At 71.2% G+C, this 13,176-nt stretch carries 16 protein-coding genes; all 16 read left to right on the top strand.

Going from position 1 to position 13,176, the window contains the following annotated elements:
- Positions 1 to 50: 50 nt before the first annotated feature.
- On the top strand, positions 51 to 1,319 hold the full coding sequence (locus WEB03_RS12505; RefSeq protein ID WP_368071284.1) for a flagellin: 1,269 nt from the start codon (positions 51 to 53) through the stop codon (positions 1,317 to 1,319).
- 81 nt (positions 1,320 to 1,400) lie between these two features.
- A complete protein-coding gene (gene fliD / locus WEB03_RS12500; RefSeq protein WP_368071283.1) occupies positions 1,401 to 3,308 on the top strand; it encodes a flagellar filament capping protein FliD in 1,908 nt (635 codons plus the stop codon).
- A gap of 50 nt (positions 3,309 to 3,358) precedes the next feature.
- Positions 3,359 to 3,751, top strand: coding sequence for a flagellar export chaperone FliS (fliS, locus tag WEB03_RS12495; RefSeq protein ID WP_368071282.1), 393 nt, complete (start codon positions 3,359 to 3,361; stop codon positions 3,749 to 3,751).
- 2 nt (positions 3,752 to 3,753) lie between these two features.
- Complete coding sequence (locus WEB03_RS12490) at positions 3,754 to 4,056, top strand: hypothetical protein (RefSeq protein ID WP_368071281.1); 303 nt, start codon at positions 3,754 to 3,756, stop codon at positions 4,054 to 4,056.
- A 157-nt stretch (positions 4,057 to 4,213) separates the two neighbouring features.
- Positions 4,214 to 4,567 carry a flagellar basal body rod protein FlgB gene (gene flgB / locus WEB03_RS12485; protein WP_368071280.1) on the top strand — a complete coding sequence of 118 codons (354 nt, stop codon included), beginning with the start codon at positions 4,214 to 4,216 and terminating at the stop codon, positions 4,565 to 4,567.
- A 1-nt stretch (position 4,568) separates the two neighbouring features.
- Positions 4,569 to 4,982, top strand: a complete 414-nt coding sequence (flgC, locus tag WEB03_RS12480) for a flagellar basal body rod protein FlgC (protein WP_368071279.1) — start codon at positions 4,569 to 4,571, stop codon at positions 4,980 to 4,982.
- On the top strand, positions 4,982 to 5,275 hold the full coding sequence (gene fliE / locus WEB03_RS12475) for a flagellar hook-basal body complex protein FliE (protein ID WP_368071278.1): 294 nt from the start codon (positions 4,982 to 4,984) through the stop codon (positions 5,273 to 5,275). The genes flgC and fliE overlap by 1 nt, the downstream gene beginning before the upstream one ends.
- 95 nt (positions 5,276 to 5,370) lie before the next feature.
- Positions 5,371 to 6,912, top strand: a complete 1,542-nt coding sequence (gene fliF, locus WEB03_RS12470; RefSeq protein ID WP_368071277.1) for a flagellar basal-body MS-ring/collar protein FliF — start codon at positions 5,371 to 5,373, stop codon at positions 6,910 to 6,912.
- On the top strand, positions 6,909 to 7,910 hold the full coding sequence (gene fliG / locus WEB03_RS12465) for a flagellar motor switch protein FliG (protein ID WP_368071276.1): 1,002 nt from the start codon (positions 6,909 to 6,911) through the stop codon (positions 7,908 to 7,910). Before fliF ends, fliG begins: the two co-directional genes overlap by 4 nt.
- Positions 7,907 to 8,494 (top strand): FliH/SctL family protein, encoded by a 588-nt coding sequence (locus WEB03_RS12460; RefSeq protein ID WP_368071275.1) that lies wholly within the window; start codon positions 7,907 to 7,909, stop codon positions 8,492 to 8,494. Before fliG ends, WEB03_RS12460 begins: the two co-directional genes overlap by 4 nt.
- The gene (locus tag WEB03_RS12455; protein ID WP_368071274.1) at positions 8,487 to 9,809 is read left to right on the top strand and encodes a FliI/YscN family ATPase; all 1,323 of its coding nucleotides are present in this window, start codon (positions 8,487 to 8,489) and stop codon (positions 9,807 to 9,809) included. The genes WEB03_RS12460 and WEB03_RS12455 overlap by 8 nt, the downstream gene beginning before the upstream one ends.
- A complete protein-coding gene (locus WEB03_RS12450) occupies positions 9,802 to 10,218 on the top strand; it encodes a hypothetical protein (protein ID WP_368071273.1) in 417 nt (138 codons plus the stop codon). Before WEB03_RS12455 ends, WEB03_RS12450 begins: the two co-directional genes overlap by 8 nt.
- A complete protein-coding gene (locus WEB03_RS12445; protein WP_368071272.1) occupies positions 10,218 to 10,889 on the top strand; it encodes a lytic transglycosylase domain-containing protein in 672 nt (223 codons plus the stop codon). Before WEB03_RS12450 ends, WEB03_RS12445 begins: the two co-directional genes overlap by 1 nt.
- Positions 10,886 to 12,007, top strand: a complete 1,122-nt coding sequence (locus tag WEB03_RS12440; protein WP_368071271.1) for a hypothetical protein — start codon at positions 10,886 to 10,888, stop codon at positions 12,005 to 12,007. The genes WEB03_RS12445 and WEB03_RS12440 overlap by 4 nt, the downstream gene beginning before the upstream one ends.
- Positions 12,008 to 12,029: 22 nt before the next feature.
- A complete protein-coding gene (locus WEB03_RS12435) occupies positions 12,030 to 12,446 on the top strand; it encodes a flagellar hook assembly protein FlgD (protein ID WP_368071270.1) in 417 nt (138 codons plus the stop codon).
- Positions 12,447 to 12,521: 75 nt separating this feature from the next.
- On the top strand, positions 12,522 to 13,176 hold a 655-nt coding region (locus WEB03_RS12430), incomplete at its 3' end, for a flagellar hook-basal body complex protein (protein ID WP_368071269.1).

Genomic DNA, 13,176 nt, shown 5'->3' with positions numbered 1-13,176 from the left:
CTCCCGCCGGACGGAACCGGCGGCCAGGGTGAACCACGGAGGACACACCCATGCGTATCAACCAGAACATCGCGGCGTTCAACGCCTACCGTAACCTCAACGTCACGAGCGGCCAGCAGGCCAAGTCACTCGAGAAGCTGTCCAGCGGCTTCCGCATCAACCGTGCCGCCGACGACGCGTCCGGTCTCGTGAACAGCGAGAACCTGCGCAGCCAGATCGGTGGCCTCAAGGTCGCCACGCGCAACGCCCAGGACGCGATCAGCCTCGTACAGACCGCGGAAGGTGCGCAGACCGAGGTCCACACGATCCTCCAGCGGATGCGCGACCTGGTCGTGCAGTCCGGCAACCTGGGGACCAACGACACCGAGGCGCTCAAGGCCAACCAGTCGGAGATTGCCCAGCTCAGCGAAGAGCTGGACCGCATCGCGGACCAGACCCAGTTCGGGACCAAGAAGATCCTCGACGGCAGCTTCGCCCAGACCGTGGCCCAGGCCGAGGTGGCGCTGATCGGCGGCGACACCGAGGTGGCCGGTGACGGCACCACGGTGGCCGCCTCGCTGGTCTACGACCTCGGAGCAGCGACCGGGTTCGTGGCGAACCGCGACGCGACCTACACCCTGAGCTTCGATAACGGTGCGGGCGCGACATCCATCATCGAAGTGTCGGCCAACACCGGTGCGGACGCGACCGAGGCCGCCACCAACCTCTACGCGGCACTCGGTGACGCGGCCGTTCCGACTGGCTTCACCGTCAGCGTGACCGGTGACACCGTCTCGATCGACGGGCCGACGACCACCGGTGCGGCGGTCACCCTCGACACGGCCGTGTTGGACGAGGTGCTCGGTGGCGGTGCGACCTTCCAGGTCGGAGCCAACGCCAACCAGACGGTGAACGTGTTCATCGACAGCGTCGAGGCCTCCAGCCTCGGCACCGCGGCCACCGGTGTCACCACCGGAGGCTCGCTCGGGATCTCCGCCGCCAACGGTGTGGGTGGAGTGAAGGTCTACGACGCAGATACCTCGACGTCGGCGACCGAGGAGGACATCGCCAACGCGCTGTTGATCCTCGATCAGTCGATCGGTGATGTGTCCGCGAACCGCGCCACGCTGGGTGCGTTCCAGAACCGGATGGAGTCCACGATCCGCAACGTCTCCGTCGCCACGGAGAACCTGCAGGCCGCCGAGTCGCGGATCCGTGACGTCGACATGGCCGAGGAGATGGTGAGCTTCACGCGTCACCAGATCATGCAGCAGGCCGGCATCGCCATGCTGGCGCAGGCGAACCAGGTCCCGCAGTCGGTCCTGTCCCTGCTCCGCTGATCCTCACCACACCGGTCAGCGGTGGCGTCCCTCGGGGCGCCACCGCGCCGGCGGTTCGAGCTCGAGGGCTCGAGGAGGTAGATGATGTTCTCCATCGACGGCATCGCGTCCGGGCTCGACACCGCCGGCATGATCAGGTCGCTCCTGCAGGTCGAGCGACTACCGGTCCAGAAGCTGGAGCAGCAGCAGGCGTCGCTGCGCAAGGTCGACGACGCCTGGGGACAGATCACCACCCGTCTCTCGTCCCTGCGCACCGCCATCAGCGACCTCACCAAGGGCACATCCTTCGTCGACCGGTGGAAGACCGCCTCCTCGAACGAGGCGGCCGCGGCGGCCAGCGTCACCGGTACCCCCAAGGCCGGCAGCACGACCTTCACGGTCGACCAACTCGCCACGGCGCAGGCCGCCAGCACCCTCGGCGATGCTGATGCCAACGGGACGCCGGACTTCACCAGCGGCGATCAGCTCGTCGGCGGCGGATCGACGTTCCGTCTCATCGCCGGTGACGGCACGACCGAGCTCGTGGCCATCACCACCGATGCGACCACCACACTGTCCGACCTCGCCGCGCAGATCGACGCGGCTGACGGGGTCTCGGCCAGCGTCGTCCGGGCGGGGACGGGTGACTACCGGCTGGTCATCTCGAGCGACGCGACCGGTGAGGCCGGCAACTTCACCATCGCCAGCGACGTGGCCAACCTCGCCACGGCCGACTTCAACGTCACGGCCGGGGTCAACGCCCAGCTGACGATCGGGAACCTGCAGATCGAGCGCGCCTCCAACACCGTCACCGATCTGATCGACGGGGTCTCCATCGCGCTGAAGGCCACCGGGACCACCACGGTCACGACGACCCAGGACGTCGACGGTGCGGCCGCGTCGGTCAAGAAGCTGGTCGACGAGGTCAACGCGACGCTCACCAAGCTCAAGGAGCTGACGAGCTACGACGTCGAGACCAAGCGGGCGGGGGCGCTCCAGGGCGACCCCACCGCGCGACGGATGGTCGACCAGCTCCGTCGGGGCGTGATGGATGTCGTCAGCGGCATCACCGGGAACCACACGACCGCCGGTTCGGTCGGCATCTCGATGAACAGGGACGGCGGGTTCACCCTCGACCAGGTCAAGTTGAAGGCAGCGCTCACCGAGGACCCGGCAGCCGTCGACCGGTTGTTCTCACGCTCCGGTTCCAGCGCAGCGGCCGGGATCAGCTTCGGTTCGTCGACCAGCGCGACGCGGGCCGGTGACTACGAGGTCATCGTGTCTCAGGCGGCGAGCGTCGCCCGGCTGACCGGGGCCAGCTACACCTCCCCGGCGACCGACCCGCAGACCTTCAGCATCACCGCCAGGGATGGCACCGTGGTCGAGGTCACCGTCGGCGTCGGCGACAACGCCGCTGCCGCGGTGCAGAAGATCAACGCCGCGCTCGCCGCCGCCAACGTCGGCACCATCGAAGCCGCGGTCGTCACGCTGGCCGACAACTCCGAGGCGATCGAGCTCGCCGAGACCCGGTACGGATCCGCTCACGGGTTCACCGTCGGCGCGAACACGCTCGGGCTGGCCGAAGGGCCCGTCGCCGGGACCAACGTCGTCGGCACGATCGACGGTCAGACCGCCACCGGTAGCGGCAACCGCCTCTCCCTCGCCGCGTCCAGCGACAGCCCGGCAGCTGGGCTGAGCGTGAACGTCGACGCGGGGGTCGGTGCCGCCAGCGGCTCGGTCACCGTCGGGACGGGGATCGTCGGCCGTCTCGACCAACTCCTGGTCACCTACGAGGGCAGCACGGGTGCCGTCCAGTCCGCTCGCAAGAGCGTCGCCGGTCGCATCGACCTCTACCAGGACCGCATCGACGCGTTCGAGCTGCGCATCGCCTCTCGCGAGATCACGCTGCGTCGCCAGTTCACCGCGATGGAGATCGCCCTGGCCCAGCTTCAGGACCAGGGGAACTGGCTCGCCAGTCAGCTCGGATCCTTGAATCAGCAGTCAGGCTGACGACAAGGGGCACGGGACACGGACGTCCCGCTCACGACCAGGAGACACGGATGCATCCCGCCGCCAACCCCTACCAGGCCCAGGCCGTCTCGACCGCCGCACCGGCGCAGCTGGTGTCGATGCTCTACGACCGCGCGCTGGTCGCCATCGCCCGGTCACGCCGGGCGGCGGACCAGCCCGGTCCCGCGTCGCTCGAGACGATGAACGTCGAGCTCCAGCGCGCCCAGGACATCGTGACCGAGCTGCAGCTCGCGCTCGACCACGACCAGGGCGGGCAGATCGCGTCCAGCCTCGACGCGCTCTACACCTTCTGCCTCGAGCGTCTCATCACCGCCAACATCACCAAGGACATCGCCGAGCTTGCCCCGGTCGAGCGGACGATCGGCGACCTCCGCGACGCGTGGGACCAGGCGTGCTGCGCCGTCCCGGCTGGAGTCGCCTGATCGTGTCGCCCCCCTGGTCCAGCTCGCTCGACGCCTACGAGGCCACCATCGTCGAGCTCGAGCGCGCCGCGGCGGCGGGCGAGTCGCCCTCCCCGCCGCCGTGGCAGCCCCCCGCCTCGCTCCTCGAGGTTCCGACGCCGGGGGAACGGGCGCGGTTCGTCGAGCTCCGTCACCGCGCCGAGGTCTGCAGCGACCTGCTGACCCCCATGTTGTCCGCCGTCTCCGATGACCTCGATGCCGTGCGCCGGACCGGCGATGCCGCCCGCGCGTACGGGCGGGTCGACCACCTCACCGGCCCCGGGTGATCGCGACGAGGGCGAACTCTTAAGACCGGCCTCGCGCTGACGACCAGCGTCCCAGACAACCGAAGCACGGAACCCGAGGGATCACGGACGATCCGTCGCCACCTGGCGACGCATCACCGTGGTCCCTCTTCTCGTGCCTGGACCGTCGGAGACCCACGTGACATCGATCAGCGACGGCGCGATGCGCGGCCTCGAGTACGCCCTCGATGGCGTCAAGACCCGCATGGACGTCCACGCCGACAACATCACCAACGTCAACACCCCCGGCTTCCGCTCGAGCCGCGTGGACTTCGAATCGAACCTGCGCCAGGCGATGACCTCCGGCCGGTTCGAGGACGCGCCCGCCGCCGAGGTGCGCAACGCCATGGGGCTGCCCGACGCGCAGGGCAACACCGTGAACCTCGAGACCGAGATGACCGAGCTGATGAAGGCGAACCTGATGCAGCGCACGCTCGTCAACGCCTACAACTTCAAGATCGGCGTCCTCCGATCCGCGATCTCGGGGCGCTGACGTGACGACCTTCTCCGGCATCGACATCGCCAACACCGGTCTCGGGTTCAACAAGTACTGGTTGGACACCGTCGCCCACAACCTCGCCAACCTGAACACCGTGCTCCCCGGCGACCAGGAACCGTTCCGCGCCCGGGTCGTGATCGCCCAGCAGCTCGGCGATCAGCCCTTCGCCGAGACCGGGTCGGGAGTCGCGGTCGGCGCCGTGCTCGAACAGGAGGGCGACCCCGCGCTCGTCTACGCCCCCGAGCACCCCCTGGCCGACGAGGACGGGTACGTGGTCCGTCCGCTGGTCGACCTCGCTGCCCAGATGACCGACATGATGATCGCCCAGCGGTCCTACCAGACCAACGCCCGGTCGATGCAGAGCAGCAAGGAGGCCTACGAGGCCGCCCTGCAGATCGGTCAACGCTGATGAACATCCCACCGATCGCCGGCATCGGCGCCCCGCCGGTCGCGGCACCCGCCGCTTCGTCGACCACGGCGGCCCCCGGGTTCGCCGACGCGATGACCCAGGGGATCGAGCAGGTCTCCAACGCCGAGAAGGCGGCGGACGCCGCCTCGCTCGACGTCGCCTCCGGCGGCCCGACCGGGCTGCACGAACTGATGGCGCGTACCTCGCAGGCACAACTCAGCGTCGACCTGCTGGTGCAGGTTCGCAACCGGGCCGTCGAGGCCTACCAGGAGATCATGCGGATCCAGGTCTGAGCGGCCCGCCGCCCGACGACCTGACCCATCCAGCGACCTGACCGACCCGCATCTCACCGCCGGCTCCGCCCGGCGCAACGGAGGAACCCGTCACCGTGAAGGACCGTCTCAACGAGCTGCTGCGGAACATCCCCGTGGCACACCGGGTGGTGGTGGGCATCGCCGCCGCCACCTTCATCCTGCTCGCCGTCGGGTTCGTGCGCTGGGTCGCCGAGCCGTCCTACACGGTGCTGTACACCGGACTCGACGACGCCGGCGTGGCCTCGGCCGTCGGCGAGCTCGAGACCCTCGGCGTGGACTACCGCATCGAGGCCGGCGGGTCCCGGATCCTGGTCCCGCAGAGGGAGCTGTACGCCACGCGGGCCTCGCTGGCCGCAGCCGGCGTCGCCGGCACCAGCACGCCGCAGGGCTACGAACTGCTCGACGACCAGGGCCTGACCGTCAGCGACTTCCGCCAGCGCGTCGACTACCAGCGCGCCCTGGAAGGTGAGCTGTCCAAGACCCTGCAGTCGATGGACGCGGTGAACGCGGCGACCGTCCGGCTGGTCCTGCCAGAGAAGGAGCTGTTCAGCGACGCGCAGCAGCCGACCACCGCCTCGGTGCTGCTCGACACCGCCCGACCACTGTCAGCCGAGGAGGTCGAGACCGTCAGCTTCCTCGTCGCCTCCTCCGTCGAGGGGCTCACGCACGGCGAGATCACCGTCGCCGACGTCGACGGGACGGTCCTGGCCTCGCCGGGTGAGGACGGGATCGGTGCGACCTCGACCCGACGCCAGCGCCAGACCCGGGCGTTCGAGGAGGCACTCGCCGGCGACGTGACCCGCCTGCTGCGCACCACCGTCGGTGAATCCGGGATCTCGGTCGTGGTCCGCGCCCAGCTCGACTTCGACGAACGCCACACCGAGCGGGAGACCTACGACCCCGAGTCGGCCGTCGCCACGCGCGAACAGACCATCGAGGAGGCGTACACCGGTACGGGCGCGATCCCCGGCGGAGGCGCCGTCGGCATCGACGGAGGGCCGCTCGAGATCGGTGGTGGCGAGACCGACTACAACCGCGACGAGACGACCCGCGAGTTCGGCATCAACCGCGAGGTGGAACGCACCACCAGCGCGCCCGGCGACGTCGAGCAGCTCTCGGTCGCCATCGTCGTCGACGACGGCGCCTTCACCGGCGCCCCCGTCCCGCCGAACGCCGAGATCGAGGCCCTGGTCGCCGCGGCGCTCGGGCTCGACGAAGCCCGCGGTGACACCGTGGCCGTCACCAAGGTCCCCTTCCCGGCCCCCGCCGAAGAGGAGGAGCCCGCCGGCCCACCGCTCACCGAGCGACTGCCGGAGATCCTCGGCGGGACGGTGCTGTTCCTGATCGCGCTCGGGTTGTTCCTGGTGGCCCGCCGTCGTCACGAACCGGCCACCGACGTGGTGCCCCTCCCGGCCGACCGTCCCGTGGTCGTCGCGCAGATGCGTGAGGAGCCGGCTCCGGTCCACCGTGACCACACGGCGATCCTCGGCATCCCGGCCGCCGACGAGGAGGTCGCGGTCCGTGAACAGCTCGCCGCGAGCGTCACCACGCTCGTGGAGAAGCAACCCGAGGAGATCGCCGTGCTCCTGCGCAGCTGGCTGGCGGACCACCGATGAAGCTCGACGAGCTCACCCGGGCGCAACGCGCCGCCGCCGTCGTGGTCGTGCTCGGCCCCGAGACCGCTGCGCCGATCCTCGAGCACCTCAGCGAAGCCGAGGTCGAGCAGCTCGCCCTCGAGATCGCGACGCTCGGCGAGGTCCCGGCCGAGGAGGTCCGCCGCATCCTCGAGGAGTTCTACGAGGAAGCGGTCGCCCACCACCAGATCGTCCAGGGCGGGATCCTGCACGCCCGGTCGCTGCTGCGCGGGTGGCGGGGCGATCGGGGCGACGAGATCATCGACCGGTTGGTTTCCTCGGTCCACATCGCGCCGTTCAACTTCCTGCGCCACCACGACGCCGACCAGCTCGTCCAGTACCTGCGTGACGAGCACCCGCAGACGATCGCGTTGGTGCTGGCCTACCTGCCGGCCAAGAACGCGGCCGGGGTGCTCGCGGGCCTCGAACCCGAGGTCCAGCAGGAGGTCGCGATGCGTGTCGCCACGATGGATCGCACCTCACCCGAGGTGATCGAGCGCGTCGAAACGGCGATGCAGTCGCGCCTCGGCGCTGCTCGTTCCCCCGAGGAGTTCGCCAAGAAGGGCGGCGTCCGGGACCTCGCGGCCATGCTGAACAACTCCGACCGCGGCACCGAGCGCGCCATCATGAGCGACCTCGAGGCGGTCGACGCCGAGCTCGCCGAGCAGGTCCGTGCGCTGATGTTCGTCTTCGAGGACATCGTCTCCCTCGACGACCGGGCCATGCAGGCGGTGCTCCGCCAGGTCGACATGAAGCACCTCACGTTGGCCATGAAGGGCGTCAAGAACGACGTCCGCGACGCCATCCTGCAGAACATGTCGGAACGTGCGGCGGTGACGCTCCAGGAGGAGCTCGACCTGCTCGGGCCCGTGCGGATCAAGGACGTCGAGGCAGCCCAGAGCGAGGTCGTGCGCGTCGTCCGCCAGCTGGAGGACGACGGCACCATCCTGATCGACCGCGGCGAAGCGATGGTCGTATGAGCCGGGTCCTGGTCGACACCATCCTGGACGCTGGCCCGCGCCAGCTGTCGGCGACGCCGCGCGACCGGTTCGATCCGGTCGTCCGCGACCTGGTCGCCCAGGCGCGCGCCGAGGGCTACGACGAGGGGCTGCGGACCGGTCTGGTACGCGGCGAGGCCGAGGCGCTGGAGGCCACGCGTCTCCAGGTCGATCAGCTCAGCCGGTCGCTGACCACGGCCTTCGAGGAAGCCCGCCGGTGCGCCGGGGTCGAACGCGACGCGATGGTCGCGGCGGCGGCGGAACTCGCCATCGCGGTGGCCGCCGTCGTGCTCGACCGCGAACCGCACGACGGCGGCACGGGCCTGCTGGAACGGGTCCGCGCGACGCTCGAACAGCTCGAGGATCCCGCGCCCGTCGTCCGGGTCAGCGCGGTCGACGCCGAGGTGGTGACGGTCGCCCTCGCCGACCTGCGGAGCGTCGAGGTCGAAACCGACGCGACGCTGCGGCCCGGCGAGGCCCGCATCGAGGGCGGTTGGGCACGTGCCGATCTGACCCAGGCTGCCGCGTTCACGGCCGTACGGAGGGCGCTCGATGTCGATGCCTGACCTCCTCTCGCGCATGGCCACCGACGTCCGTGCGACGCCGGTCACCTCGGTGACCGGTGCGATCACACGCGTCGCAGGTCACGAGGTCGAGGTCCGCGGCCTCCGACTACGGGTCGGTGACGGGCTGTGGGTCCACACCCCCGACGGGGACCTGTCGGCCGAGGTCGTCGGCGTGGCTCCGGACGCCGCGCGGGCGTTGCTGCTCGCCGAGACCAACGGGCTCGGGCAGGGCGACCGGGTCTCGCTCCGTCCAGGTGGCGCGGGGATCGTCGTCGGCGAGCACCTGATCGGACGGGTGATCGATGCCCTCGGCGACCCTGCCGACGGTGGACCGCCGATCCGCGGCGAGCGCGTCGAGGTCGCCAACGCCGTGCCCTCGGCGATGTCACGGCGCCGGATCGACGCCCCGCTGACCACCGGGGTCCGTGCCATCGACACCCTCTGCACCGTCGGTCGTGGGCAGCGCGTCGGCATCTTCGCCGGCAGCGGGGTGGGCAAGTCGACGCTGCTCGGGATGCTCGCCCGCGGCACCGACGCCGAGGTCAACGTGCTCGCGCTCATCGGCGAGCGCGGACGGGAGGTCCGCGAGTTCCTCGAGGACGACCTCGGCCCGGAGGGTCTGGCCCGCTCCATCGTGGTGGTCGCCACCAGCGACCAGCCACCGCTGGTGAGGCTGCGTGCCGGCATGGTCGCGACGCGGATCGCCGAGTGGTTCGCCGACCGTGGTAGCGACGTCCTGCTGATGCTCGATTCGCTGACCCGGTTGGCGACGGCGCAGCGGGACGTGGGGCTCGCTGCCGGGGAGCCACCGACCACCCGCGGCTACACCCCCTCGGTCTTCACGATGCTCCCGCGGCTCCTGGAACGTGCGGGACCGCGGCCGAACGGCACCATCACCGGCTTCTACACCGTGCTGGTCGACGGCGACGACATGAACGAGCCGGTCGCCGACGCGGCTCGCTCGATCCTCGACGGCCACATCCAGCTCGATCGCGGCATCGCGGTGAGCGGTCGCTACCCCGCGATCGACCCGCTCGGGTCGCTCAGTCGTCTGGCCGCCAAGGTCGCTTCGCCGCCGCAGCTCGCCGCCGCCGCCGCCGCACGGGCCGCGCTGGCCGCGGCGGACGAGGTCCGGGACCTGGTCGAGGTCGGAGCCTACGTCGCTGGCACCAACCCCGCGGCGGATCGCGGACGTGCGCTGGCGCCCGACCTGATCGATTTCCTCCGCCAGGACGTCGCCGAGGTCGCACCCGCCGAGGCGTCGTGGCAACGCCTGCAGGAGCTCAGTCGGCGCTGGGAGGCACCCGATGCGTGACCGGATCGGGGTGGTGCTGCGGGTCCGCCGGATCCAGGAACGGCTCGCGCAGGCCGAGGCTGCGGCGGCGGCGTGCGAGGCCCGGCGGGCGTCCGACACCCGCGTCGAACAGGAACGGGCACACGCCGAACGGCCCGTCGTCGGCCTCGACATCACTCCGCTGCAGCTGCGGGTGCTGCAGCTGCAGGGCCTGGCGTCCTACGCCGAGCTCGCCGCGGCGAGCTCGGCCGAGGACCGGACGAAGGCGCTGCGGGACACCGCGCGGGCGGCGAGCGTCGGCGCGTCGGTGCGGCGCAAGGGCGCCGAGCGTCTGGTCGAACAACGGCTCGAGTCGGCCGCGGTCGCGGTCGCCGCGAACGCCCAGCGATCGCTCGACGAGATGGCCGTCACCCGCTGGAGGGTGCACTGATGGGACCTGCAGCCGTCAGCACGGTGACCGGCCGGATCGCCGCGATCGAGGCCCGGTTCGCCGCGCCCACACCGGCGTTCGCGCAGGCGCTGCGTGCTGCCTCGGCCGGGCCCGTTCCGGTGACTGGTGGCGCACCACCGGCGACCGGAGCGGCCACCGTCGGGGGAGACGGCCCGGGTACGCCGGTGGCCGTCGCGGCCGCCAGCAGCAACCGCGGGTCGCGCGCCGGCGGTGCACCTCCGGGTGGCTTCGCGGGCGACTGGGCGGCGGGTCTGCCAGCGGCTGGCCGCCCGTGGGCGCCCGCCATCGAACGCGCCGCGCTGCGCGAGGGGCTCGACCCGGCGTTGCTCGCGTCGCTGGTCTGGGCCGAGTCCGGCTTCCGTCCCGAGGTCCGGTCCCACGCGGGGGCCATCGGCCTGGCCCAGCTGATGCCGGGCACGGCTGCCGGCCTCGGTGTGGACCCACACGACCCCGAACAGAACCTGGCCGGCGGGGCGCGCTACCTCAAGCAGCAGCTCGAGCGGTTCGGCAGTCCCGAGCTCGCCCTGGCGGCCTACAACGCCGGCCCCAACCGTGTCGCACGGTCGGGGGGCATCCCGAACATCGCCGAGACCCGGGCGTACGTGCCGCGGGTCATGGGCTACTACGACCAGATCAGAGGTGTCAGGTGAGCGGAACCACGATCGCTGCGGTCGCGACCGCAACAGCTCCGGACCGTCCTGCCGGTGCGACCGCTGGCGGCGCGACCGAGGACGTCGGCTTCGTGGCGGCCCTCGTGGCCGCGCTGGCCGGCTCCGAAGAGCCGACCCCCACGAGCGCGTCCGAGGTGGCAGCGCCGACCGGGGCGGCCCCGGCCGAGGCTCATGCCCTCGGGACCGAGCCCGAGGAGGCGGCCCCTGCCGGCACCGTGCTGGCCGGGGTGGTCAGCGCAGGCGAGCAGGTGCTGACCACGATCGGTCGCTGGCTCGGTGTGCCGACCGCCCCGCGCGGCGGGGCCACGCCGTCGGAGGTCTCGGTGGACCCGGTGTCCACCGGCCAGGGGTCCGCGGCGACGACGCTCGAGGCGGCCGCGGCGAGCGCCGGGGACGGATCTGACGCACCCGCTGGGACGAACCACGCGGCTCGCGGCGCCGGCACGATGACCGACCCACGGGCCAGCGCCGGTGGGCTGCCCTCCGGGGCGGGGGCGGACACGCCCGCGGCAACCACGCAGGGTGGTGGGGGCACATCCGAAGCGGTCTTCGACGTGGCGGACGCAGCCCGCACCACCGCGCCGACCGCAGTGGCGACCACGACCTCCGCGGTGGCCGCCTCGCACGCCCCGACGATCCCCGACGTCACGACCACCACGAACCCCACGACCGCCGCACCGGCGTCAGCGACCGCCGCGCAGCCCCCACCGCCAGCCGATGCGAGCAGTCTGGCCGGACGGATCATGGGCCGCGTGCTCGACGCGCTCGACGTGCTCGAGAACGCGCCACCTCCGCGGCGGATGACCGTCGACATCGGTGACCCGAGCGGTACCCGGTTGCAGGTCGCGCTGCGTGGCAGCGAGGTCCACATCAGCGTCCTCGGCGGTGGGCCCGAACCACAGCTGACCGGGTGGAACAAGGACCTGTCCGCGGCGCTCGCGGCGCGAGGCTTCAGCCTCGGGAACTCGGACGCGGACCACGGCCGACGACGTGGACAGGACGGCGCGGCACCCGACGAGCAGCCCAGCGACACCCCCAGCCCCTCCGGAGCGACCGCCATCGCCCCGGTCACACCTGACACCGGTCTGCGTCTCTAGACCCCGGAACCGAGGACCCACCGTGATCGATCCCACGCTCTCCTCCGCCGCATCCGTCGGCGCGAACCCGGCTGCGCCCGCCAGCAGCGCGCTCGGCGACCTCGGCAGCGACGCTTTCCTCAAGCTCATGGTCGCCCAGCTGAAGTACCAGGACCCGATGGCCCCGGCCGACGGCGCGGCGATGATGCAGCAGACGGCCCAGTTCACCCAGGTCGAGACGCTGCAGAAGCTGGCCGCCGTCCAGGAACAGCTGGTCGGGTTGCAACAGACCTCGATGGCCGCCGCGATGATCGGCCGCGAGGTCGACGCCGTGACCGACACCGGCCAGCCGCTGCAGGGCACGGTCGACGCGGTCCGCTTCACCGAGTCCGGCCCGCTGCTGGTGATCGGCGACGAGGTCGTGCCGTTCGCCCAGGCACGTGAGATCCGCACCTCCTGACTTGCACCGCACCCGGACGCACGGACGCGCCCGGGCCCAGCCCACGGACGGACACCTCACACGAGGAGTAACGAGATGCTGCGATCCATGTTCGCGGCGGTGTCCGGCCTGCGGGCTCACCAGACGATGATGGATGTCGTCGGGAACAACATCGCCAACGTCAACACCACCGGCTTCAAGTCGTCGCGTGCCACCTTCCAGGAGGCGCTCAACCAGACCCTGCGCGGTGCGGCTGGTGCCGGACCCGCGCAGGCGGGCACCAACGCGATGCAGATCGGCCTGGGTTCCCAGATCGCCTCCATCGACGGGGTGTTCACCCAAGGTTCGACCCAGATGACGGGCCGCACCGGCGACCTCGCCATCCAGGGCGAAGGGTTCTTCGTCGTCGGCCGTGGCGCCGAGACGTCCTACACCCGCGCCGGCGGCTTCAACTTCGACGAGGAGGGCTTCCTCGCCACCCCCGGCGGTGCCCGCCTCCAAGGCTGGATGGCCGACCCCGCGACCGGCGCCATCAACACCAACGGTCCGATCGGCGCGCTCCAGCTGCCGATGGGCCAGACCATCGCCCCCGAGTTGACCGAGAACATCCAGCTCGCCGGCAACCTCCCGGCCCAGTCGGTCGACGGTGATGAGATCAACACCTCGATCACTGCCTACGACACGCAGGGTCGTGCCTACGACGTGGCGATCCGACTCACCAAGACGGCCACCGACGACCAGTGGAGCGTGG

Origin of the sequence: Nitriliruptor sp. (genome assembly GCF_040882075.1) — a bacterium.
Classification (GTDB): Bacteria; Actinomycetota; Nitriliruptoria; order Nitriliruptorales; family Nitriliruptoraceae; genus Nitriliruptor.
This window is presented reverse-complemented; position numbering and strand designations above follow the sequence as displayed.

Excerpts from the sequence above, each read along its gene's own strand:
- WEB03_RS12505 (WP_368071284.1), top strand. The coding sequence starts at position 51 with ATGCGTATCAACCAGAACATCGCGGCGTTCAACGCCTACCGTAACCTC.
- fliD (WP_368071283.1), top strand. The coding sequence starts at position 1,401 with ATGATGTTCTCCATCGACGGCATCGCGTCCGGGCTCGACACCGCCGGC.
- fliS (WP_368071282.1), top strand. The coding sequence starts at position 3,359 with ATGCATCCCGCCGCCAACCCCTACCAGGCCCAGGCCGTCTCGACCGCC.
- fliE (WP_368071278.1), top strand. The coding sequence starts at position 4,982 with ATGAACATCCCACCGATCGCCGGCATCGGCGCCCCGCCGGTCGCGGCA.
- fliG (WP_368071276.1), top strand. The coding sequence starts at position 6,909 with ATGAAGCTCGACGAGCTCACCCGGGCGCAACGCGCCGCCGCCGTCGTG.
- WEB03_RS12460 (WP_368071275.1), top strand. The coding sequence starts at position 7,907 with ATGAGCCGGGTCCTGGTCGACACCATCCTGGACGCTGGCCCGCGCCAG.
- WEB03_RS12455 (WP_368071274.1), top strand. The coding sequence starts at position 8,487 with ATGCCTGACCTCCTCTCGCGCATGGCCACCGACGTCCGTGCGACGCCG.
- WEB03_RS12450 (WP_368071273.1), top strand. The coding sequence starts at position 9,802 with ATGCGTGACCGGATCGGGGTGGTGCTGCGGGTCCGCCGGATCCAGGAA.
- WEB03_RS12445 (WP_368071272.1), top strand. The coding sequence starts at position 10,218 with ATGGGACCTGCAGCCGTCAGCACGGTGACCGGCCGGATCGCCGCGATC.